At 28.9% G+C, this 23,987-nt stretch carries 13 protein-coding genes and 1 pseudogene; 13 read left to right on the plus strand and 1 reads right to left on the minus strand.

The annotated features are described in order from the left end of the window. Positions 1–201 precede the first annotated feature (201 nt). Positions 202–995 (minus strand): annotated as a pseudogene (locus tag ACQ654_RS20100) (transposase). A gap of 414 nt (positions 996–1,409) precedes the next feature. Here ACQ654_RS20100 and ACQ654_RS20105 point away from each other — a divergent pair. The 13 genes from ACQ654_RS20105 (at position 1,410) to ACQ654_RS20165 (ending at position 23,815) form a co-directional block, all read left to right on the plus strand. Further along, the gene (locus ACQ654_RS20105; RefSeq protein WP_430412133.1) at positions 1,410–1,946 is read left to right on the plus strand and encodes a hypothetical protein; all 537 of its coding nucleotides are present in this window, start codon (positions 1,410–1,412) and stop codon (positions 1,944–1,946) included. Between the two features lie 10 nt (positions 1,947–1,956). Then, positions 1,957–3,747 (plus strand): tetratricopeptide repeat-containing sensor histidine kinase, encoded by a 1,791-nt coding sequence (locus ACQ654_RS20110; protein WP_430412134.1) that lies wholly within the window; start codon positions 1,957–1,959, stop codon positions 3,745–3,747. Further along, a complete protein-coding gene (locus ACQ654_RS20115) occupies positions 3,744–4,376 on the plus strand; it encodes a response regulator (protein WP_430412135.1) in 633 nt (210 codons plus the stop codon). Before ACQ654_RS20110 ends, ACQ654_RS20115 begins: the two co-directional genes overlap by 4 nt. A 290-nt stretch (positions 4,377–4,666) precedes the next feature. Beyond that, complete coding sequence (locus tag ACQ654_RS20120) at positions 4,667–5,548, plus strand: trypsin-like serine peptidase (protein ID WP_430412136.1); 882 nt, start codon at positions 4,667–4,669, stop codon at positions 5,546–5,548. A gap of 88 nt (positions 5,549–5,636) precedes the next feature. Beyond that, positions 5,637–7,784 carry a hypothetical protein gene (locus tag ACQ654_RS20125; protein WP_430412137.1) on the plus strand — a complete coding sequence of 716 codons (2,148 nt, stop codon included), beginning with the start codon at positions 5,637–5,639 and terminating at the stop codon, positions 7,782–7,784. A gap of 6 nt (positions 7,785–7,790) precedes the next feature. Then, a complete protein-coding gene (locus ACQ654_RS20130) occupies positions 7,791–9,065 on the plus strand; it encodes a hypothetical protein (RefSeq protein ID WP_430412138.1) in 1,275 nt (424 codons plus the stop codon). A 12-nt stretch (positions 9,066–9,077) separates the two neighbouring features. Next, positions 9,078–9,899 carry a hypothetical protein gene (locus ACQ654_RS20135; protein ID WP_430412139.1) on the plus strand — a complete coding sequence of 274 codons (822 nt, stop codon included), beginning with the start codon at positions 9,078–9,080 and terminating at the stop codon, positions 9,897–9,899. Between the two features lie 21 nt (positions 9,900–9,920). Then, complete coding sequence (locus ACQ654_RS20140) at positions 9,921–10,592, plus strand: hypothetical protein (RefSeq protein ID WP_430412140.1); 672 nt, start codon at positions 9,921–9,923, stop codon at positions 10,590–10,592. Positions 10,593–10,596: 4 nt separating this feature from the next. Next, the gene (locus ACQ654_RS20145) at positions 10,597–13,539 is read left to right on the plus strand and encodes a tetratricopeptide repeat protein (protein ID WP_430412141.1); all 2,943 of its coding nucleotides are present in this window, start codon (positions 10,597–10,599) and stop codon (positions 13,537–13,539) included. 77 nt (positions 13,540–13,616) lie between these two features. Then, positions 13,617–15,110 (plus strand): hypothetical protein, encoded by a 1,494-nt coding sequence (locus ACQ654_RS20150; RefSeq protein WP_430412142.1) that lies wholly within the window; start codon positions 13,617–13,619, stop codon positions 15,108–15,110. After that, positions 15,107–18,304, plus strand: a complete 3,198-nt coding sequence (locus ACQ654_RS20155; RefSeq protein ID WP_430412143.1) for a tetratricopeptide repeat protein — start codon at positions 15,107–15,109, stop codon at positions 18,302–18,304. Before ACQ654_RS20150 ends, ACQ654_RS20155 begins: the two co-directional genes overlap by 4 nt. Positions 18,305–18,446: 142 nt before the next feature. Beyond that, entirely contained in the window at positions 18,447–21,638 is a 3,192-nt protein-coding gene (locus ACQ654_RS20160) for a hypothetical protein (RefSeq protein WP_430412144.1), read from the plus strand. Positions 21,639–21,649: 11 nt separating this feature from the next. Next, positions 21,650–23,815, plus strand: a complete 2,166-nt coding sequence (locus ACQ654_RS20165; RefSeq protein ID WP_430412145.1) for a tetratricopeptide repeat protein — start codon at positions 21,650–21,652, stop codon at positions 23,813–23,815. Positions 23,816–23,987: the final 172 nt, after the last annotated feature.

Consider the following 23,987-nt stretch of genomic DNA (forward strand, 5'->3'; position numbering starts at 1 on the left):
GGTTGTCTTCCTATGTGTTAAATAAAAACGGGGGATATATTTTTGAAAATTTCAGAATGCAAAAAGTCATTCTTTGACACAAAGATAAGTTTTTTTTTTAATATGAAAAAGATTACGGTACCCATTGTGCATTTTAAATAATGCTAATTTTAATGTTGTTAATGTTCCTTTTGAAAATAAATCTGTTGACCCGTTATGCAATTAGATAATAGTTGTTTTTAGGTTATTTATATTTCTACAGAATTCAAATTTGTTGATGTATTGAATGATTGTCATAGCTGTGATTTTAGATAAAATCCGATTTTTAAATCCATCAAAAGATTTGGCGTAATTTCTTTGAATCATTAGTTGAGAAAACAGTATTTCAATACGCTTTATGGATTTTCTAAAAACATAAGAGTACTCTTTGTAAGTACATTTCTATGCATAAGTGTTTAAAGTCTAATATTTTGATTTTCAATAAGTTTTATTAGTGCTGTACATCTTTTAAGTAATTGATGTCGTAAACACAAGCTGAACTAATATCTAGACTTTCTATAACTCCTTGAAAAGAGCAAGCTACATGAAGCTTATATCCATAATAATGACTTGATTGATTCGCACAATAGTCTTTTTCGGGTAAACTATACTGTTGTTCTCTGCGTATTTTACTCCTTGAACTTCTAGGTAATTTACAAATTTCTAGCGGCATGCTACCAATAATGAAGCCATTTTGAGAAGTATTTGGTCTAAAAACTAGCTTCTTACGGAGCGATTCTCTGAGGGGAAATAATTTTCGTCGTTTTCGTATTATAAAAATTTCGTTCTATTTTGTTAGATAAGGCTTTGGATACTATTCTAAAAAGCTGACATTCACTATTGATACTCATATATTCAGAAGTCAAATCAATAGCGACAAGTTCTAAATCATGGAGTTTGGGTTTACGTATTTGTCGTAAATAGTCCATTTTGGTATGTAAACTTTTTAAAATTTCTAGTGCTTTATCGTAATTTATTTGAAAGTGTGCATCTTAAATTGTTGTTTGGTAACTACAATTTACTGCCTTTTAGTAGTTGCAAAACTTTTTCTTAAATGTATAACGGGTGGTTCGTATTATTATAAAAATAGAAGATACTAAAAATGCAAAAATCAATTCAATTTTCGCTGCAATCGTAAGTATATCAAGGGATTTGAATGGAAACAAAAAAGAGAATTACCATAATTTATATGATAATTCTCTTGAAGTGGAGTCGGAGAGAAGAACTTCGAACTTTTTGGAGGAGGATTTGGAGTTGATTAATTCGGTTTTAGAAGATATTCAATTAAAAAAATGATATCTTAAAATTAGTAGATTTACCTTCTCAAAGGTATTTTTTCATGTATTTAAATACGATAGTTTTGATTTATAAACTTCAACTAAATCAAAATTATGGAAACAGAATTACCAAGAAACCCTGAACACGTACAAACTTTTCTATGTGCAGGTCATTATTCAATCGAAAAAAATGAAATAGAGTTATCTACTGAAATTCCAAGTATTGCATTATTAGATAATGAGGAAAATTCGTATATTTTAAAGCATGAAGAATGCTTTGATATTTCAACAGAAAGGATACCATGTATGCTCAGTGTATATGCTCATGGTCATCCTACGCATAGAAGAAAACTTAGGTTTGAAAATATGCGTTGGGATAAAAGTAAATTGGAATTTAATAAAACTTTTATTGACTTTCAGTTTTCAGCCCGTAAAATACTAGTCATTACAGTACATGATGAAGATTTCGAAGATTGGCATGCTAGTATTTATAAGTTTTTCGTTCAAAATTATGTTACTTATGATGACAAACAAGATAAGTATAACCTAGATATCAATATCCTTCAAGAGTTTATAAATGGTCCTTATGTAGATATAAAACCCAACGAAGAGCCAAGAACTGTTGGAGGAGGAGTTATTGACCCCATTTAATATGATTAAAATGAATAAGAAAATAAAGTATTTGCTAGTCTTTTTTTGTTTAATAATTTTTAAATCTTCAAAAGCACAAGAGAAAGAATTTGATCATTTATTAAAAAATAGAAATTATAAGTTATTCAGTAATTCTATTGAATCACTGATAAGTTCAGATTCTAGTAAATACTTTTTTTATAAAAGTAAGTTTTTTCTAAAAGAGCGAAATATTAAAGAAGCTTTGAAAGCATTAGAAAAAGTAGATACTTTGAAATTATCCGAAAATTATAAAGCTTGGTATTTATATGTTCTGGGAGATTGTTATCGATACAATAATCAAGAGGAGAAATCATTTTCTTGTAAGTTAAAAGCGCAAAAACTATTTAGAAATATAGGTAATGTAGTTATGGAAAATAAAATCAATCATGATTTACATTATACTTTAGTTTCCCAAGACTTTCTTGAATATGATGGAAACTCATATTTAAAGACTTTTTACGAAAATGCTAGAGAAAATAATTTAACTGAGCAACTATTAACAGCTCACTTAGGATTAAGTTTACTGAATTATTCTGAATTAAAAAATGAGCAAGCAAGTTTTCATCTAGATGAAGCAAAAAAGTTTGCTAAAAAAATTAATACAAATGAAGCATATTATCGACTATATAATTATAGTGCAGTAATTAATCAGAGCTATACAACTGATTATGAAAATGCAATTAAATTTTCTGATAGTATGATTCATTATGCAAAGCTTTTGAATTCTTCAAATAAAATAGAGTCATCATTGAAGACATTAGCTTATACTTATACATTACAGGGAGATTATGAGAAAGCTATTTTACAATTATTGAGAGCTGATTCATTATCTATAACAGAGAATGTTTTCAATAGGAAAAGAAAACTATATGAATATCTAGCGCTTAATTATGAAAGTGTTGGTCGGATTGATTCCGCTTACAGCTATCACAAAAAGATGGTAAAGTATAAAGATAGTATTAATATAGAATCTCAAAATAAAATCTTAGCATTTTTAGGGACATCTGAATTAGAACAACAAAATTTGATATTAGATAAGGAAAGATTACACAATCAAAATCTGGCGTATCTAGGTCTAATTGGCTTTCTTTCTCTACTGATCGTAGTTGCGATTGTATTAATGTACTATCGAAAGAAAAAATTAATTGCTGAAATTAATGCGCGTAACGAAGAAAAGGATAAACAGCGACAACGAATTGCTGGAGAATTACATGATAATCTCGGAAGTCTCATAGTAGCTATAAAGCAATGCTTTGAAAACCTTAAAATGAGTAAAGATCGTTTTCTTCAGGAAGAAAATAATTTAATGTCAAAGGCTCGTGAATTACTAGAAGAGGCATATCAAAAAATCAGAAACATGGCTCGAATAGAAAATGCAGCTTCAGATCCTTCTGAGTATTGGATTGATGCCGTACGAAATTTTGCTTTCAATGTAACTGAAAGTAATGATTTAAACATCGAAATAAATACTTATGGACTTGAAGATTTTATCAATACTACCCTAGAAGATGACCTAAGAAGGATGGTTATTGAGTTAATAACAAACATAATCAAGCATGCGAATGCTAAAGAAGTATCCATAGAAATTATGCATAGAAATAACTTATTAAATATTATCGTTGAGGATGACGGAGAAGGGTTTGAAATAACTATAACTAAAGAGAAAAAAGGAATGGGACTCTATGGTATAGAGAAAAAAGTAAATGAACTTAACGGAAAACTTACCATTGACTCAAAAATTAATAAAGGAACCACAATTATAATCGATATTCCAGTATGATAAATTTAGTAATAGCAGAAGACCACAACTGTATCATTGATGGTATTGAAATGTTTTTTGAATTTGAGGAAGATATTTCAATTATAGCTAAAGTTAATGATGGCATTGAACTTCTACAGGTTTTAGAAAAGAAACATGTGAATATGGTTATTACTGATATTCGAATGCCTAAAATGGATGGAATTGAAGCGACTAAGATAATTCAACAAAAATATCCACATATAAAAGTAATAGCTTTTACCATGGTAGGTCAAAAACATACTGTAAAAAAAGTTTTGGAAGCAGGTGCTAAAGGATATTTGTTAAAAAATGCAAAACTCAAAACTTTATTAGAAGCAGTTAGAAAAATACATAGTGGATTAGTGTATTACGATCCAAATATAAATCTAGAGAAAATAGATTCTTCATTAGATAAAGCAAAAACAGAAAAAGGAATTCTAACCAAGCGTCAATATGAAATTTTAGAACTCATAGGTCAAGAATACAGTAATAAAGACATTGCAGAAAAGTTGTCTATTGGTGTTTACACTGTAGGTTCTCATAGAAAAAACATGATTGAAAAGCTAGGATTAAAAGGTAGGAATGCATTGTTAACGTATGCATTAAACAGAAAATATGAATCAGAATGAAATATACCTTCTGTAAGGTATTGTAGTTGCCGAAAATCATAACGTAATTGTGTTGAAATAAATATAAATGATACGTTATGAATACTCTAGAAGAACTTTTGGAAAGTGAAAATTTAAGATATACCCCTTTTGAGGTTTTTTTAAGTTTACGAGACAATATCGATGATCTTGAAATATTACGCGAAATTTGCACTCATATTGACTTCAATAACAAGGAAGCATTTTTTGAAAGTGTTAAAAAATTTCTTATTGATTACGGTAGAAGAATTAGCTTAGGTGATGGTACTGAAATGGCAGAACAAATAGATAATACTGAAGCATCTAGTATAGATAAATATAAAAAAGCTGAAGAAAGCATCATCATGACAATCAATAGACCTGCTTTTTTGATTAGAAATGACCGAGTTGATGACTCAATTACTACTAAATGGAAGCAACGAATTGATGATAACAGTGATAAAATATCTAGTACTATACCTGGTGTTGGTCGTTTAGAAATAAAGGGACATCCTAATTATCCTTGGGCTGGAACAGGATGGTTAGTTGCAGGAACTGACATCATTGTAACCAATAAACACGTAGCAGATATTTTCACTTCTGAAGTAAGAGGGAAACTTAAAATCAATGATGACTATCGTGGGAATCCACTAAGAGTTAATATTGATTTCAAAGAAGAGTATGGGATTCATGAAGAGCATGAATTTAACATCAAAGAAGTTATCTACATAGCAAAAAATAATGAGCCAGATATTGCTTTGCTTCGTGTTCAAAGAGAAAATAGTAAAGGGAAATCTTTACCAAGAGGGCTTAAAATATCTTTTGAAAAAATGTCTCCTGATGATAATGTGTACGTTGTTGGATATCCTGCTTACAATTTGGGTGGAGAGATTAAATTATACGACTTCATTTTTAAAGGTATTTCAAATGTAAAGCGACTAGCTCCTGGTGACATCTATCCTTCAAGCGCGGCATCTTATCTCTACATGCACGATTGCAGTACTTGGTATGGCAATTCGGGTTCTCCTGTCATTGACTTATATTCAGGTAAAGTAGTAGGAATTCATTATGCTGGATCGGCTCATGAATACAAAGGTGTTCGTGCAAATTGGGCAGTTACTTCTACGTATCTTATTGAACTTCTAGAACAATTAAACATTCCGATTAGCTTCTAAATTACCTCGTAGAAGGTATGTTTTCAAATTAGTAAAAATGTCATATTTGAAATGAATATTTAGTATTCAAATCTAACACTAACCAATTATGGATGATAACAATAAGTCTTCACGATTCTCTCTACCTAATTTTAGAAATAATAAATCTAAAAAGAATAAGAATACAAAAGATACAGAATTACCAGAAGAGCATTTAAAACAATCAGGCTTTTTCTCAGTTTTTAATAATCCAGAAAAACCGAAAGAAGCATTCAAAGAATTATTTGAATCTCATAATACTAAACGTAAAGAACTATGGAAGTCAATTGAAGATATTTATGATGAAAAAATTACACGACTAGAAAATAGAATTGAGGAATTAGAAGCTATTTTAAATGAAGAAAAAACGAATCTAAAGAATCATGAAGCTATTAATACCGAAGCAAAAAAGAAACAACTTGAAGATTTAGTTGCGGAAATAAATGAATTGACTTTAGAAGTAAAAAAGTTACTTGAGGAATTGGCTTCGAAGAAAGAAAACGGAGTTAATGAGCGAATTCGTCAAATTCGTGAAGAACTAAAGGGTTTAACTGAAACGTTAGAAGAAATAACTTTACAACGTGATAAGATTAATGATGAAGCGTTTAATAAAGACAAAGACCTCTTAAAGACAAATGCAGATTTTTGGGATACTATTTCTAAAAAATATGAAAATACACTAGAAGCACTAAATGGTAAATCGTTGATTTTATTTAAAAATGGAATCACTCCTAAAATAGCTAATTTCTTTATATTGACAGGTGTCTCAGCTACGTTTGTGGCAGGTTGGCTATTTGCTGTTTTCTCTTCGTCAAAAGTAAAGAAAATTGATGATGAAGACTGGCTTTTCTACATTTTGGAATCTTTGTATTCATTCGGTAATAACATTCAAATAAGTAATAACTTAAAAGACTGGCAATGGATGCTATATTTTTTAACTTCTCTGTTAGTACTATTTACGTTTGTCACATTTTTAGGTTGGGTTTGTAAGAGACTTTTTGTGAAATGGTTTATTAGATCAAAAAAGAAAAGTATAAATGCACAAAGCACAGACTACAATCCTTTCACAGAACAAATAGAAACAGTTCCTCCCCGATTTTTGATAGTCTGGTTAAAATGGTTTCCGTATATATTTATTGGAGGTGTTATTTATTTAGTAATTCAATTAGGTACCGATTTGGAAAGTTTAAAGAAACTTGATGTCTATTTGTCAGGACAAGCTCTTGGAAGTGCATTAGCTTTGGTAATAGGTGGGTTGGCTTTTATTTATATAAACAATATAATAATGCCAAGATTTAAAGATGATGAAAAACCTGAAAGCCAACAAAAACCTCTTAGAAAAGGGTTAGTTTTTCTTGGAAAAAGTTTTGAATTACTACTACTATTGTTAGTATTCCTAATAACCTTTTTGGTTATGTATTTTAAGGAGGAAAATGGCGCAGGAGCTTTGATTGGGTTTGTAACAGCAAGCTTAATCGCGGGGTATCTTCTTGGGAATGGACTACGCTTTAAAGGTTTGTTAGACACGAAACGATATTTAGAAAATAGATTCATCACTCTCAAATTAAGATCCTATCAAATTTTAAGACCACTTCGCTCTCGATTGGATGAGTTGGAAAACAATTTATTTACTAAAGGTTTTCTAGCACTAGAAAGAGAACTATTAGAATTGCTGATACAAAAAACTTCGGAGTTAAATCCAGATAAGCAAATATCAAGTTCTCATGAATATAGTGTGTTATTAGAAAATATACCTAGTCAAAAAAAATCATCAAAAAAAGAAAAAGGCTCATTTTTTAAACCAATTAAGAAATTCTTCAATCGCTTTAAAAAAACGAAAGAAGAAGATGCTTTACATAAAATGGCTCATGTTACCAAACATGAAAAAGTTATGTTTCCTGTAGAAACTCAAAAAATAGGATTTTTAGAAAAGAAACTTAAAAAGAAAATCAAAGAATCAGAAGATATTAAAGAGTATTTGGAAAGTCTAAGCGAGCAAAATGATTCCTATCAAAAAGATGTAAAAAGAAAAGTATCTGAAGCGCTAGAGTTCATAGATGAATATCAATATCAAATTATCGAAGAAACTGAAAAACGTTCAGAGGCGTTGAAATTACATCAAAAGGAGAATTTACAGTATGAAATAGCTTTACAAGACGGATACGACTTAGGGCACTGGTATTTAAAATATGGAACTGACGAAGGATTTAAAAAATAAAGCGACATGAAAAAATATCTACAAAATATTGCTGAGAGACTTACGGATTGGTATAAAAAAATACGTGACAAATTATCTAGTAGTAAAACAGGAAAGAATACTACGAATCCATATAAAAATGTTCCTGATCCAAAATTGATTTTCAAGGATACGCTAGGAATGAAGGATATTCGTAGCGACAATGAAATTCCTGAAAATTTAAAAAATATTCTTGCTGAAATTGAAAATATGGGAGATCGTCTTTGGAATTTAGGAGAAAGTGATGGACCGTATCAAATTAGATATCAAACTGTGAAGGAAAAAGTAAAAAGCACTGCTTCCAGAGTCAGTAAGTATATTGAAACCATTTTTAAGGGAAGAATTGGAAATGTAACTAATCAAATCAAGGTAGTTAAACAGAAAGAACAACAAATCCAGAATGATATTGAGGCAACGGATACTTACCTAAAGGAATTAATCAAAGCAAAATATTGGGATCCCAAAAACTATCTACTTTGGGAGGCTATTATATTTTTAATTTTTGGATTGGGACTTTTAGCAGGAGATGTTGCTCTTTCATTAAACGGAACCCAAGAAGCATTTGATTTAAAAAATTGGGAAACGTGGCTTATGTCTATTGGTATAACGGCATGTACTATTTTTATAAAAATCTATTATGATAAATACTTACTTCCGAATATAGAGAGAAGCGTAACCATGTTTAAGCACGAAAATTTAAATGGTTTAAGCGATGATAAACATGAACGAAAGTTAAAAACAGTATGGAGTTCGAGATTCATTTTGAACTCTTTACTAATATTCTTTTTGTTATATACACTTTATTTATTAGGACAGATGCGATTTGAAATCATAAGTATAACTAGAGAAGAAGTTATCAATTTAGAATACGCAAAACCTACATTTGTGTTACTTTCCGTATTATTTCCTGTAATAAGTGGTATATGTATAGCTATAGCTTTTAAGAAATTAAGGGCTTTTACAGTTCTTTGGAAGACAAAAAGGCAACAAAGAAAACTAAGAAAAAGATTGTATAAAACTCAAGAGAAATTGAGTCAATTAGAGCAAGATTCCGAAAACTGTAAAACATATATTGACTGGACAACTTCTGATGAATTTATCAAAGAACTAACAAACTTTCTTTTTGCTTGTTATTTACATGGGCATGAGTACTCGTCTCGTAAGCACAGTACAAAACTTGGTATTATGGAAAGAGCAGAAGAAATACGCCGTTTATTCTCAGGAGATCTAGCGCAACTAAATAATGAACACCCATTTAATTAAAAAATAATCAATATGAAAACAATTATTAGATACTTATTAGTTTTTTTACTTCTTGTTATTTACTCCTGTGATGAAGATATTGAAACAACTCCAAAGAAAAATCTTCTCATATTTTGTGATTTAAGTTCAAGCTTAAGCTCAGAAAGCGTTGAAGCTGAGTCAAAAAAAATTCAAGCAATTATTAAAAACATTCCTTTCAATACGAAAATCTCAGTATATCCTATGGGACTAAGTATTTATCAGAATCCACTGTTAACAGATTCAATTAAATCAGAAACTAACTCAAAACTTAAAAATAAGGTTATTGATAAAAAAAGAAAAGAGATTGCTAGAGTTTTGGATTCAATTATTATAAATAACTACAAAACTAAAAACACAGAGCAAGAAACACAATTCAAAAGTTGTATTATAAATAGCTTTGAAATGGCTTTTAATTATTTGCCAGATAATGATGATAAACTTCTAAAAAACAGTCGTATTATATTTTTAACAGATATGATAGAACAGTGCCCTGAGAGTAGTGCAGGAAGCATTTATATGTGCAGTAAAACTAGACAACCCAACTTCGAAGAAATCAAAAAACAGATCCAAGAAGAATATAATCCTACAAGTAAACTAAGTGATAAAATAAAAACTAATCAATTGTTTATCGTAATGACTAGTAATTATGGAAATCAACAAAAATGCTTAACAGAAATTCAGCAAAATGAAATTTGGGATATCGTGCTTCAAAAGCAAGGTTTTGTGGAAGATTACGCAAAAATTATTCGTAAAAGCACAGAAGTTCCTAGTACTGAAATATTATGGAAGCAAGAAGAAAATTTCAATGACTGACTCCTGAAAAATATGACAAAAATGCTTAATAAGCTCAAATGGAAGTATGTAGTTGGCTTAGGTGTCATCATTAGTATTCTTGGTGGCATTGCTGAGTTTTCAGGTTATAGTTTGAGTGATTTATGGTTGAGTGATGAAAAGAAAGTAGATTATTTCAATGTAACAGTGTTTGTACACGGAAAAGAAGGGAAACACAGTCATATTTTAGAGAATAGAGGAAAAGTTGTCATGCAATCGCCTACAGATAGAAGAGATGAAAAGATTGGTGATAAAGGAGAAGTGAACTTTAAAGAATTACCCGCCAGTTTCAAGAATCAGAAAGTTACTTTTTATATTACTGATACTGATAATGAACCGTATCAAGTAATCAATCCTGATTCATTATACATTCTCACTCCAAATAAAGCGATCCATCTTCAAGTGATGCTTGCCAATATAGATCAAATAAAAGGAACGTTAAGAGATAAGCGGGATACTTCAAAACGTATCGCAGATGTGAAAGTATGTATTGAAAATATATGCGTAAATACAGATAAAGATGGTCGTTTTCTACTCAAACTTCCAGAAGAATATCAAAAGAAGTTTCAAACGATTTCTTTTCGTAAAGAGTGTTGTTATAAAGAATATGTAAAACACAATGTACCAATGCAACTTGAGGGTGACTTTGATGTAGTGTTGGAACCAAAAAGCTAGTATTATGAAAACAAAATTTCTTCTATTAACTCATTTACTCACTTCTTTAATAGCTACTTCTCAACAAATCTCCTTACCTGGAGTCGTAAGCATTCAAAATAGTGAATATAACACGGGAACTCGACAGTATGTTTCTGGAGCGAGTATTTCAGCAGATTTTACCGCTGATAAATTGACCGATAGTAATGGAACTTTTATACTTGAATTTGTCAGTGAAGGTAATGGAAAATCCACAAAATTAAAAGTCTTCAAAGCAGGATTCGAAATAGTAAATCAAAAAGCATTGGGAGACGTAATCATTGGTCGCACTTCTGCATTGAATATCTATATGTGTAAAGAAGGAGAATTAGCTGAAAATCAAATTAAGTATCATAATATCAGTTTAAAAAACCTATATGCAGAAAGAGATCGTAGAATTGCCATTCTTGAAAAAGGCGGAGAAGTGATGCAAGCAGAAATAGAACGTTTGCAAGAAGAATTGAATACTAAAATTTATACTAAAAATGATGCAATTATTCAACTCAATCAGCAAATTGAAGAATTGCAAAAAAAGTTACCTGAGTTTGCAAAGGAATTAGCTAGTGTAAACTTAGATGATGCTAGTGAATTGTATAAAAGAGCATTTGAATTATATATTAATGGAAATGTGAAAGAAGCGATTTCTATATTGGATATTGATAAGCTACTAGCCCAAGGAAAAGAAGCTACATATAGTCTTAAAAGTTTGCGAAAACAAAGAAAAATAATTGATGAAACTATTGCATTGTTAGAGCAACAAATTGAACAAACAGTAAAAAGCCTTGAATTAGGAGCTGAGCTTTTAGAACAAGAGTTTAAATACAATGAAGCCAGTGAGTATTATGAGGCGATAATTACGATTTTGAAAAGTGATCCTGATGGAAGAGAAAAAGATATGGCTAAGTTTTATAATAAATTAGGATTGTCATCAAGAGAGCAGGGAAATTATTCAAAAGCCCTAAATTATTTATTAAAAGCATTAAAAATATATAAAAGTATTCATATCAATAATCATTATATTTTTGCATCAATAAGTAATAATCTTGCTATGATATATAAACATTTAGGGAAATTAAATGAGGCATTAATATATCAGAAAAAATCTTTAAAGATAGACGAACAGGTTTATGATGAAATCCATCCTTCTATTGCTAGGAATTATAATAATTTGGCAATGATATATGAAGATTTAGGAAAATCAAATGAGGCTTTGATATATCAGAAAAAATCTTTAGAGATCGATAAACAGTTTTATAATGAAATTCATCCTATTATTGCTACACGTTATAATAATTTAGCAATGATATATAAAGGTTTAGGAAAATTAGATTTAGCGTTTGAATTTCAAAAAAAAGCCTTATTAATCGATAAAGAACTCTATGGTGAAATTCATCCCTCTATTGCTAAAAATTATAATAATTTGGCAATGATGTATATAGATGTTGGAGAATTTTATAAAGCATTGATAGTCATGAGGAAGGCTATATACATATATGAGACAGTTTATGATGAAATTCATCCGTATATTGCTAACTCTTACGGTAATTTAGGAGCAACATATTCAGAATTAGGAAAACTTAATAAGGCTCTAAAAGCCCAAGAAAAGTCTTTGGAGATAGATAAACAGATTTATGGTGAAATCCATCCATCTATTGCTAATGGTTATAATAATCTTTCAATTATATATAAAAATTTAGGGCAATCTCATAAAGGAATAACAATTGCTTGGAAAGCTATATATATATATGAGACAGTTTATGATGAAATCCATCCGTATATTGCTAACTCTTACAGTAATTTAGGAATAATGTATTCAGAATTGGGAAGATTTAATAGAGCTTTGAAAGCTCAAAAAAAAGCTCTTGAAATCTATGAACAGCTTTATAATGAAAATCACCCCACTTTTATCAATGTATATAATAATTTAGCATGTGTTTATAAAGATTTTGGAAAATTCCAAGATGCTATGATTATACAACAGAAAGCCTTATTGTTGAGTAAAAAAATATATAATGAACCCCATCCTTCTATCGCTTTAAATTATGGTAATTTAGCTGTTATTTATCAAGATTTAGGTAGATTAGAAGAGGCTTTGAAAGCTCAAAAGAAAGCCCTATCTATAAATGAAGAGATATATAAAAAAAAACATCCTTCAATAGCTACTAATTATAGTAATTTATCTTTGGTTTATCAAGATTTAGGAAGATTAGAAGAAGCCCTTTTAACTCAAAAAAAAGCTCTAACTATTGATGAACAGTTTTATGAAACAGTCCACCCTATTATTGCTACTCGGTATAATAATTTAGCTTTGATACTGAAAGATTTGGGTAGATTAGAAGAATCATTAATGGCTCAGAAAAAAGCATTAATGATAAATAAAAAAGTTTTACCAAAAACACACCCTAATCTTATCACGTCATTTAAAAATTTATCTAATATTCAATATGCTATGGGTGTTCGGGATTTTGATCTCAAAAAGTACAAAGAGGCACTAGTTTTCTTTAATAATATTTCAGTTGATTATTTTGATAATAGCGAACTTTATATTTTTACAGCACTCTGTTATTACCATTTAGGATATCATACGCTAGCTATTGATACTTATAAAGTGTTGGCTCAATTAAATCCAAAGGTTAAGAAAGACTTTTATTATAATAATATCGGAACTGCCTATGTCAAAAACAAACAATTCCCAGAGGCACTAAACGCCTTCCAAGAATATGAAGAATTAGGCATAGATAAAGGTAGATCTTATAGAAACTACGCAATGTATCATGCACTACAAAATCAACCCAAAAAAGCAATAGAAATGCTTCAAAAAGCCATTGAATTAGGCTATGATGATATTGACTGGTTAAAAACGGATGACAGTATGGATAGTTTACGATCACTACCTGAATTTCAAGAAATCTTAAAAAAGCTGGAATAATTTTACTGTAATTTACCTTGTAGAAGGTATGGTTTATAGCTTCTAAAATCATCATATTACGACAGTCTTTTGTTGTAATGAGAAATTTTAAAAAAATAGGAAATCAAATTGGGTCATTTGCCTTTATGGCAGGCGCAACATGTTTGACATTTTTAAAAGGAGGAGAACTTGTTCAAAATATTATCGGGGAAATTCTAGCAGGCTTATTATCCTCTAAGTTAGAGAAAGTAAAAATTCAAAAAATTCGTGAATTACTAAAAAATCCTAGTCCCTCAAAAATCAACCATGATTTAGAAAAAATAACTCTCAAAGCACTTCGTTGGACAATACAAAACATTTCTCATTCGTATGAAAGCTATACAACTACTAAAGAACAACGAAATGTACTCAAAACAGTTGCCAAACAACTCATTGATGAAATAGAAAACTTAGAAATTAATACCATAATTGATAGCAACAAGCTCATTCAACAAATAGATGAAGTTGATAAAAACGAATTAGTAATTGAAGACTTTTTTAATGAATTAAATACATTACCAACTATTAATGAAGATCTTCAGTTCGTTAATTTCTTTAGACAAAAATTTGTAGAAAACTTTCAATTATGTTTTGCTGAACTCTTAAAAAAGGAAGAAAACAAAGATGCGCTGATTTCTTATAATCGCAATGTTTTAAATCATATTCAAGAATCTATTCAGGAGAATCAGAAAATATTTATTCAGGAATTAAATACCACCAAAAAAGAACTGGATACTATTTTGAATTTGGTTTCTCATCGTAAGCTTACACTACATAAAACTAGAAATGTTGAAAAAAAGATATATCTACAACTAGAGCAATTCACTTTAGAACTAAACCAGAAAATAGAAATTCTCGTAGATGGGCAAGGAAATATTATTACAAAACTCAATGAGGTTGATGCTAAAGTTGATCACATTTCACAGATTTTAAACTATATCAAGCGAAAAGATTTCCTAACTAAAGTTGTGTATATAATTGCTACTTTGGTTACTATTACGTTAGGATATCTTACCTACTATTATTTTATATCAAAAACACCATATAACTTTACTGTTCAGCTAGAGAATATATCTACAAATTCATTATTGCCTTACCATAAATCTAAAGTACAACTTTTCTATGGCAATAAGATAGATACGGAAACAGCCAAGTATGAAGCTACATTCAAAAACCTTCCGCATACTGTTAAAGAAGATTCTTTAAGAATCAAAGTCACTAACGATAGCTTTAAAACTATTGATACTGTAATACAACCTTCAAAAAGTAATATTCTTTTAGAGTTACGTCGAAATGACAAGTATAAAGTGATGGAGGGAATTGTAAAAGATGATGATACAAATGAACCTATAAAACAAGCACTAGTTAAAATTGCAAGTAAGATCCATTACACAAATGTACATGGAGAATTTATCATAACTATTCCTGAAAGTTTACAAAAAACAGAACACCGCGTGTATGTATCAAAAGAAAATTATGAAGTTTGGGATTATACACAACCAGTAATAAAAGATACAGATATAATAGTACGATTAAAAAAGAGAAAATTATGAAAACACGATTATGTATATATCTATTCATCATTTCAAATTTTATAAATGCCCAAACCATCCAAAAAGGAGAAGTAAAAGAAATAAACTCTGGAGGAAAAGGAATTGCAGGAGTTCAAATTGTATATGAAAATGCACTCGCTACAGATTCTGACGGTAATGGTGTTTTTACCTTATCCTTTAGGGATAACTTAAAGTCAGGAGATGAAATTTTCATGCAAAAAATCACAAAAAAAGGATATGAATTAGTCAACAGAACTCAACTTCAAATTTTAAAACTCTCAAGTACAGATTCATTCCCTGAAAAAATAATCTTAGCTAAACATGGAATGATTGATAGTATACGTGCTGTTTGGAGTGGCGCATCCATAAACGCCTTGACGAAAAGTTACAGGCGAAAAAATAAAAGTCTTAAAAGAGATTTGGAGAATGCTGAAATTTCAAAAAAAGAATTAGATAAAGCTTTAGTAAAACTATCCGAAGAATACGAACAACAGCAAAAACAAATTGAGACGATGGCAGATCGTTTTGCACGAACCAACTTTGATGATGTTGATCCTATTTATAAAAAAGCACTACAAAAATTTAAAGAAGGAAAAATTGACAGTACTATTATTTTATTGGAAAGTATCAATATTATTGACCGTATAAGTGTTGGAGTATCAGAAAAGAAAAAAGCAGAAAAATATATTAAAGATAACCTTAGAATCGCTAGAGATTTGGGAGATGTATATAGTGTTAATTTCAATAAAAGCAAAGCAATAAAATTGTATGGAGATATTTATAAAATTGACTCAATGAACCTTAGTATTCTTGAGGCAGTAGCTATTTTTTATGAGAAGCAGAATTTATATGAAAGAGCAATATTTCAACGAAAAAATATAATAAATCATTTTAACGTACCTTTTCTTTTAATGGCAGAATCAAAGTGGAGTTTAGCTTTGTTGTATAGGAAAGTTGGTAAACTAGAATATGCTCACAAAACGTTAGACGAAGCGAAAATTCTTTTTGAAAATCTCATGAAAAAATTTTCAAACCTTAGAATGATTAAAAATATTATAGGATTAATTTATCAGTCTAAAGGAACTGTTTATGAAGAGCAAGGAGATTTAAATAAAGCATTTTCTCAATTTAAAATATATAGTGATTTTGTTTTATCTGAATGTGACAACTTTTTTGAGGAAGAAACGTGTCAAGATCAATTAGCAGCTTCATCTGAATTTTTGGGAAGGATTGAATATAAAAGAGGTAATTGGGAGAAGTCAAAATTATATTTTTCTCAGTTCCGAGATATAGAAAAACGACTTTACGAAAAATATCCCAAGAAAATATTATATAAAGGAGCTTATGTATCCTCATTGATTTTTTTAGGAGACTTAGCATACAGAGAGGGGGAATTTTTAGAAGCAAGAGAGTTGTTTTTAACTGCTCAAAGACTAACAGAAGAATTGATAAGAGATTTTCCTGAAAAAGTTTTCTTCAAAGATACCCTCGGAAATATTTTTATAAAATTGGGAAATATTGAACTTAAACTAGGGAATTTAAAAAAAGCAACAGATTTTTATTTAAAAGATAATGTAATCATAAAGAAACTCAGTATAGACTTCTCTAATAATAATAATTATAAACGAAATTTAGGAATTTCTTATTTTCACTTGGGTAAAGTCGAATATGAAAGAGGTCATTTCAGTCAGGCAAAAGAAAACTTTTTAAAATATAGAAATGTAGTTTTTGACTTAAAAAAAAGGTTCCCTGATATTGTAAAGCATAAAGAAGAATTTGCAAATTCTAATAAATACTTAGGAGATGTAGCAATAGAAGAGGGAAATCTTAGTGAAGCACATGAATTCTACAATACTTACAATATATTATCAAGCGAGCTTAATCAAAAATATCCTAATACACCTAGTTATAAAGATCATTTGGCTATCTCTTATCAACTTTTAGGAATTATCTACAATAAAAAAAATAATCTAGAAAAGGCTTTTAAAAATTATTTAAAATTTAACCAATTAGAAAGTGAATTACATGCTGATTTTCCTGAAAATCCTGATTTTAAATATAGTCTAGCTTGTTCATATCAGCTTCTTGGAGAAGTCAAAAAAAATGAAAATAAAATTAACGAAGCCAGTAATTACTTTAGATTCTCAAACACTTTATTAACAGAATTAAACTTAGAATTTTTTGGTCATGTAGATTTTAAATATGGCTTAGCCGTTTCATATCAATCTTTAGGGTTTTGTGCTCAAAAAGTTGGAGATCTAAATCAAGCATTTAATTATTTCTTGAAATTTAATACTTTATTAAAAGTACTACATGAAAATTTCTCCAAAAATCCAAAATATGAAAATGGCTTAGCAATTTCATATCAGTTTTTAGGAAAAATAGAAGTTTTAAAAACAGAATATAAACTTGCTTTGAATTATTATAATAAGTATAACTCTATTATGAAAGGTCTATGTGAAAATTTCCCTTTAAGCCTAGAGTACAAGAAAAATTTGGCTAGTTCATATTTGAAGTTAGGTATGACAGAAGTTTTAAATGATAATATGGAAAATGCAAATAAATGTTTTGAAGACTTAATTAAAGTTAATTTAGAAATTCTAAAAAATCATGAAAGTAATGATGAAGTTAGGAATTCGATTGCAAATGATTGTTCGACAATTATAAAACTACAAGTATTATTACAGAAAAAAGATGAAGCACTAAATTACTACTATAAATGTAAAGATATAATTGATATTTCATCATCTTCTATGATGCAACGAAATTTTTTGAAATCTTTTAAAAGTAGTAGAGATTTATACTTGCTATATAAAATTATAGCTGAAGTTATGCATAATGAAAATGCCTCTCCGAATGAGGTAGTTAAGATTCAAACTAAAGTAGCTTGGCATGGAATTTTATCTGGAAAATTTAAAGAAGCAGAACTTATATTAAAAGAATCTTTAAACATAGTAAATGATGGAAAATATGTATACTCAATACTTCCTTTAGCAATATTACTTCAAAATAATGACTTCGGAGAAGCAAAACAGTTATACCTCAAACTTAAAGATAAGCCATTTGGAGAATTAGGTCATAAAACATACAAAGATGCTTTTTTAAGTGATATCGAAATGTTTGAAAAAGCAGGAATCATACCTGATGAAGTAAAGCAAGATGTAGAAAAAATTAAAGAATTTTTAAAGGAATAATTTTGAAATGAAAAGGCCAACATTCATATTATTCTTCATAAGCTTTCATTTGGTTGCTCAGACTATTCAAAAAGGAGAAGTCAAAGAAATAAACTCAGGCGGAAAAGGCATTGCAGGAGTTCAAATAGTATATGAAAATGCATTGGCAACAGATTCTGATGGAAATGGCACTTTTATCTTGTCTTTTAAAGATGAATTAAAGGCAGGAGATGAAATTTTCATGCAAAAAATCACAAAAAAAGGATATGAATTAGTCAACAGAACTCAACTTCAAATTTTAAAACTCTCAAGTACAGATTCATTCCCTGAAAAAATAATCTTAGCTAAACATGGAATGATTGATAGTATACGTGCTGTTTGGAGTGGCGCATCCATAAATGCATTGACAAAAAGTTACAGGAGAGAAAATCAAAAACTTAAAGATGATTTAAAGAATTCGAAAATTTCAAAAAAAGAGTTAGATGACGCTTTAGTGCAACTATCAGAGCAATATGAACAAGAACAGAAGAAGGTTGAAACGATGGCTGATCGCTTTGCACGTACAAATTTTGATGATGTAGATCCTATTTATAAAAAAGCATTACAAAAATTTAAAGAAGGAAAAATTGATAGTACGATCATTTTGTTAGAAAGTATCAACGTTATTGATCGAATACGTGTTGGTATTTCAGAAAAGAAGAAAGCAGAAAAATATATTGAAGACAATCTTAAAATAGCGAGAACACAGGGAGATATGTATAGTGCTAATTTTGAAAGAGAGAAAGCTATAAAATTGTATGATGATTTATACAAGGTTGATTCAACTAACTTAGATATACTATCAGGAGCAAGTAATTTTTTTATTGATCAAAAATTACATTTAAGAGCGATTAAATTTCTGAAATATATACTATCCACAAATAACTTATCACAAACTTCTAGAGCAGTTATTTTAAGTTTACTAGGAGAGCAATATTATGAAATAGGTTTATTGAGTTTGGCAAAAGAAAAATTCAATGCATCACTATCCAATTTTATTTTTTTGAGCAAGCAATATAAAAACTCAGATATTTTTATCAAAACCATAGCTTCGATAAATCGTTTCTTGGGAAACATAGAATTAGATCAAGGGAATTTGAAGATATCTGAAGAGTTTTTTTTAAAGTCAATAGACATTGAAAATTATCGAATGATCTTTTTTCCTAATAACCATAATATAAAGAATGGTCTTGCACTTTCATATGAATCTATTGGAGATATATCTTCAATAAAAGGTGAAATTGGAAAAGCTGAAAAATATTATAGAATAGGAAATGAACTCATCTTAGAATTAAATAAACTCGTTCCTAACAACTTAGTGTACATGAATAATTCAGCAAACTTCTATGCTAAACTTGGTATTTTAGAATTCAAAACAGGAAACTTGAAAACAGCTAAAATGTATTTTATGTATCATCGTAAGTTGATGTCTGATTTACATGACTTGTATCCCAATAGTTTTTTATTCGAAAAAAATTTATCCTTATCCTATCAATACTTAGCTAAAGTAAATTTTCAGAAAGGTGAGATGGACATAGCTTTGGAAAATGCTTCCAATTACCTTGAAATAAAAAAAAAGTTAATAAAAAAATCCCCTGATAATACAGAGAGCAAACATAATTTAGCTCTTGCTAGTGTTTTGTTGGGAGATATTTATGAAAGTATGGGGATGATTAGTCCCGCTAAAAAACATTATTTATTATATAATAAGCTAGAAGGTGAATTACATAACAACTTCTCCGAAATAATTAACTATAAATATAATTTTGCAGATTCATATAGAAAGTTGGCTTTATTTGAAAATGAAGATATTAAAAAAAAAAGAAATTATCAAGAAAAGTATTTTCGCATGATAAAAGAATTATATGAAAATCATTCTGATGTAGTGGAATATGTTGATGGTTTTGCTAGAGCTAATGGAATTTTGGGAGATATGAAATTTCAACAGGATAATCTTGAAGAAGCTTATATATATACTAAGCAGTACAATGATTTATCAAAAGAATTAGTTGGAAAATTTCCATTAAACCCTGAGTACAAAAGAGCATGGGCTTTGTCAAATTATATCATGGGTAGTATAGAATTGGAACAAGAACATATCTTGAGTTCTTTTGAATATTACAAGCAATCTAATGAAATAATTAAAATACTTTCTCAAAATTTCCCTCAAAATAAAGACTACAAAGATTTATTGTCACTAACATATCATGGTTTGGGAGATATTGAATTTCAAAAAAAGAATTCAAGCAGGGCAGTATATTATTACGAGAAAGCAAAAAACATTAATGAAGAATTATTTTCTTTAAACTCAAACATTGTTTCATATACTAAATCGCTTTCTAATTCATACAGTAAGATGGCGAGAGCTTATCTAGATATAAATAAAATAGATAAAGCTCTCGAGTCAATACGAATAAGTCAAGGTTTAAAGGAAAGACTTTACACTGATTATCCAAATAACTATAATTATAAACTGAGTCTGGCTAAAGTTTATAATGTTCGAGGAAATTTAGAAGTTGAGAAAGGAAATTTAAATGAAGCACAATTTTTCTTTGAACAATATAATCTATTGACAAAAGAATTATATGAAGTTCATCCTCAAAAAGCATTAATCAGAAAAGATTTAATAACATCGTTTGAAAACTTAGGTTTTATTAAAGAATCAAAAGGTAACAAATTAGAGGCATTAAATTTCTACAAGAAAGGATATGAATATAGTAGAGAAGATGTTAAAGAGGTAATTAGTCAAAAGATAACTATAAAATACTATTACATAGCTATACAGTTGACAATTTCAAATAAAGATAGAGAAACACTGAATAAGCTTATTTCTGATTTAGAAAAAGAGTATTTCAATTACATAAAATCACCAATGTCTCTTTACATTGAAATTTCTAAGAAACTGAAATCTAATGAAGAATTATATCTGTTATTTTCTGTCATTTACAAAACGAAAGGTAAAAAGAACTATTCCTTACAAAATATAGAGAATATAAGATATAATACAATAGTATATGCCATATTATCAAGTCAATTCAAAGAAGCTGAACAAATTTTAAAGGAAGCGTTAGCCTTGAATATAAACTATCAATATCTACATAGAAATCTACCAGTTACTATTCTAATGCAAGGAAACCGTTTTGAAGAAGCAAAACAGTTATATCTCAAATGGAAGAATAAACCATATCAAGATGCTTTTTTCAAAACATACAAAGGTGCTTTTTTAAGTGATTTTGTCACTTTTGAAAAAACGGGAATCATACCTGATGCAGTTAAGCAAGATGTAGAAAAAATAAAAGCATTGTTAAACGAATAACTTTTCAAAATATGAAAGCAGTAGCAACATTACTTGTATTTTTAGTATGTAATCATACAATTGCCCAAACCATCCAAAAAGGGGAAGTAAAAGAAATAAATTCAGGTGGAAAAGGAATTTCAGGAGTCCAAATAGTATATGAAAACGCATTGGCAACGGACTCTGATGGAAATGGCACTTTTACACTGTCTTTTAAAGATGAATTAAAAGCAGGTGATGATATTTACTTACAAAGTATCTCAAAAAAGGGATATGAATTGGTTAATAGAACTCAACTTCAAATTTTAAAACTTTCAAGCACAGATTCTTTTCCTGAAAAAATACTCATGGCAAAACATGGAGTTATTGATAGTTTACGTGCAGTTTGGAGCGGTGCATCTATAAATGTTCTGACTCAAAGTTACAGGCGAAAAAATAGAAGACTTGAAGATGCATTGAAGAACGAGAAAATTTCTAAAAAAGAATTAGAACAAGCGAAAGCAAAAATGTTTGAAGAGTATCTACAACAACAAAAACAAATTAAAATAATGGCAGATCGTTTTGCCAGAATAAATTTTGATGATGTTAATCTTATTTATAAAAAAGCATTACTGTTATTTAAAAATGGGCAGATTGATGAATGTTTAAAATTGTTGGAAAAGATAGATGTTCTAGGTAAAATACGTTTTGGGTTTTCTGAATTGGAAAGGGTAGAAGAAAGTATTGATGATCTTTTTGATATGAAGCGATTTCATGCAGATTTATACCTCTTGGAATCTAAAAAAGAAAAAGCTTTTAAAGTAATTGACAGTGTCTATCAAATTGATTCAACAAATATAAAAATTCAAAGCTTTGTAGCAAATTTCTATTACGAACAACACTGTTATAATGATGTCATAAAACTTTACTTTAAGATTATTAAAAATGATTATGCTACTAAAATTCAACAAGTAGAAGGATATAAGCAATTAGGGGAAATATATACCAATTTAGGAAACCCAAGTAAAGCATTAGAGTATTTTAATGAATCTCATAATATGATAATTAACTCATATGAAGATAATAATAATCCTTTTAAAAAAGACTTATTGGCTACCTCCTATGAAAGTCTAGGAAGAATCTATGCTTCACTTGGAGATAGTAAAAAGGCTTTATCTTTTTATCAAAAATATAACACTATTGCAAAAGAACTTTATGAAGTTTATCCAAGAAATAAAGAATTTAAATATCATGTAGCTCATTCTTCTATGAGACTAGGGAGTACGTACTATTTACTTGGTAATTTTGATATAGCAACGAAGAACTATGAAAGCTACCAAATGCTTATGTTGGAACTTTCTAATGAATATCCTAATGATCATTTTTTAAGATACGTTCTTGCAATATCTTATTATGAGCAAGCTAATATTTATATTTCTTTGAATGACTATAATAAAGTCTTAGCATTGTACAAGAAATTTTATAATATAAATAAAAGCATTTCAGATAGTAACCCGAAAAATATATTGTACGAATGGGGAGTATCTACTTCCTTATCTTGTCTAGGTAGAAGTTACAGATACGTTAAAAATTATAATGAGTCTTTAAAATACTTAAAATTATCACTAGAAATATCAAAAAGGCTCTATGAATCCTATCCTAATTATAAGAAATCTAAAAGTGATTTAATATCCTCATATGTGGAATTAAGTCAAACGTATACATCACTTAAGGACTATTCAAAATCATTAGAATTAGCTAAAAAATCACATCTTTTAAGTAAAGAACTTTATTATAAAGATACAAATGGTGTGATTGAAAAATATAACTATGCTTTTTCATGTAGAAATATAGGAGAAGTGTATTCTTTTTTAAAAGTATATAATAAGTCTTTAGATTATTATCTAGAATATAATGAATTGACAAAAGAACTCTATGAAAATAACCCGAAAGATATTAGATTTAGATTTGTCTTTTCAACTTCTTATGGTAAATTAGGAGATATTTATATGCTATTGAAAGATTATAAATCAGCTTTAAAAAATTATAAGACATATAATAGATTAGCACTAGAACTTCACGAATCTCATCTTCATAATGCTCAGTTTAAATACAATGTTACTGTATCTTATCTTGAGCTATCACAAATCTATAAGTATATTGGAAACTTAAAAGAACACTTTAAGTATTATCAACTATTTTTGAAATCAAAAAAATGAAGCATAAATATTTAAAACAAATTTCATAACATACCTACTTGTAATATTAAATACGGATTCCCGTAAAACATATCCTTCTTTATTAGTTACTTTCCCAAATTATAAAATTAATAAAAATTCACGTTTTGTTTTAAACGTAAATTTCTGTATTTTGAAGTTTAATTTCTTACAA

The sequence above is a fragment of the Kordia sp. genome (assembly GCF_965283645.1).
Lineage (GTDB): Bacteria > Bacteroidota > Bacteroidia > Flavobacteriales > Flavobacteriaceae > Kordia.

Coding starts and splice junctions, on each gene's coding strand:
- ACQ654_RS20105 (WP_430412133.1), top strand. CDS start 1,410: ATGGAAACAGAATTACCAAGAAACCCTGAACACGTACAAACTTTTCTA.
- ACQ654_RS20110 (WP_430412134.1), top strand. CDS start 1,957: ATGAATAAGAAAATAAAGTATTTGCTAGTCTTTTTTTGTTTAATAATT.
- ACQ654_RS20115 (WP_430412135.1), top strand. CDS start 3,744: ATGATAAATTTAGTAATAGCAGAAGACCACAACTGTATCATTGATGGT.
- ACQ654_RS20120 (WP_430412136.1), top strand. CDS start 4,667: ATGGCAGAACAAATAGATAATACTGAAGCATCTAGTATAGATAAATAT.
- ACQ654_RS20125 (WP_430412137.1), top strand. CDS start 5,637: ATGGATGATAACAATAAGTCTTCACGATTCTCTCTACCTAATTTTAGA.
- ACQ654_RS20130 (WP_430412138.1), top strand. CDS start 7,791: ATGAAAAAATATCTACAAAATATTGCTGAGAGACTTACGGATTGGTAT.
- ACQ654_RS20135 (WP_430412139.1), top strand. CDS start 9,078: ATGAAAACAATTATTAGATACTTATTAGTTTTTTTACTTCTTGTTATT.
- ACQ654_RS20140 (WP_430412140.1), top strand. CDS start 9,921: ATGCTTAATAAGCTCAAATGGAAGTATGTAGTTGGCTTAGGTGTCATC.
- ACQ654_RS20145 (WP_430412141.1), top strand. CDS start 10,597: ATGAAAACAAAATTTCTTCTATTAACTCATTTACTCACTTCTTTAATA.
- ACQ654_RS20150 (WP_430412142.1), top strand. CDS start 13,617: ATGAGAAATTTTAAAAAAATAGGAAATCAAATTGGGTCATTTGCCTTT.
- ACQ654_RS20155 (WP_430412143.1), top strand. CDS start 15,107: ATGAAAACACGATTATGTATATATCTATTCATCATTTCAAATTTTATA.
- ACQ654_RS20165 (WP_430412145.1), top strand. CDS start 21,650: ATGAAAGCAGTAGCAACATTACTTGTATTTTTAGTATGTAATCATACA.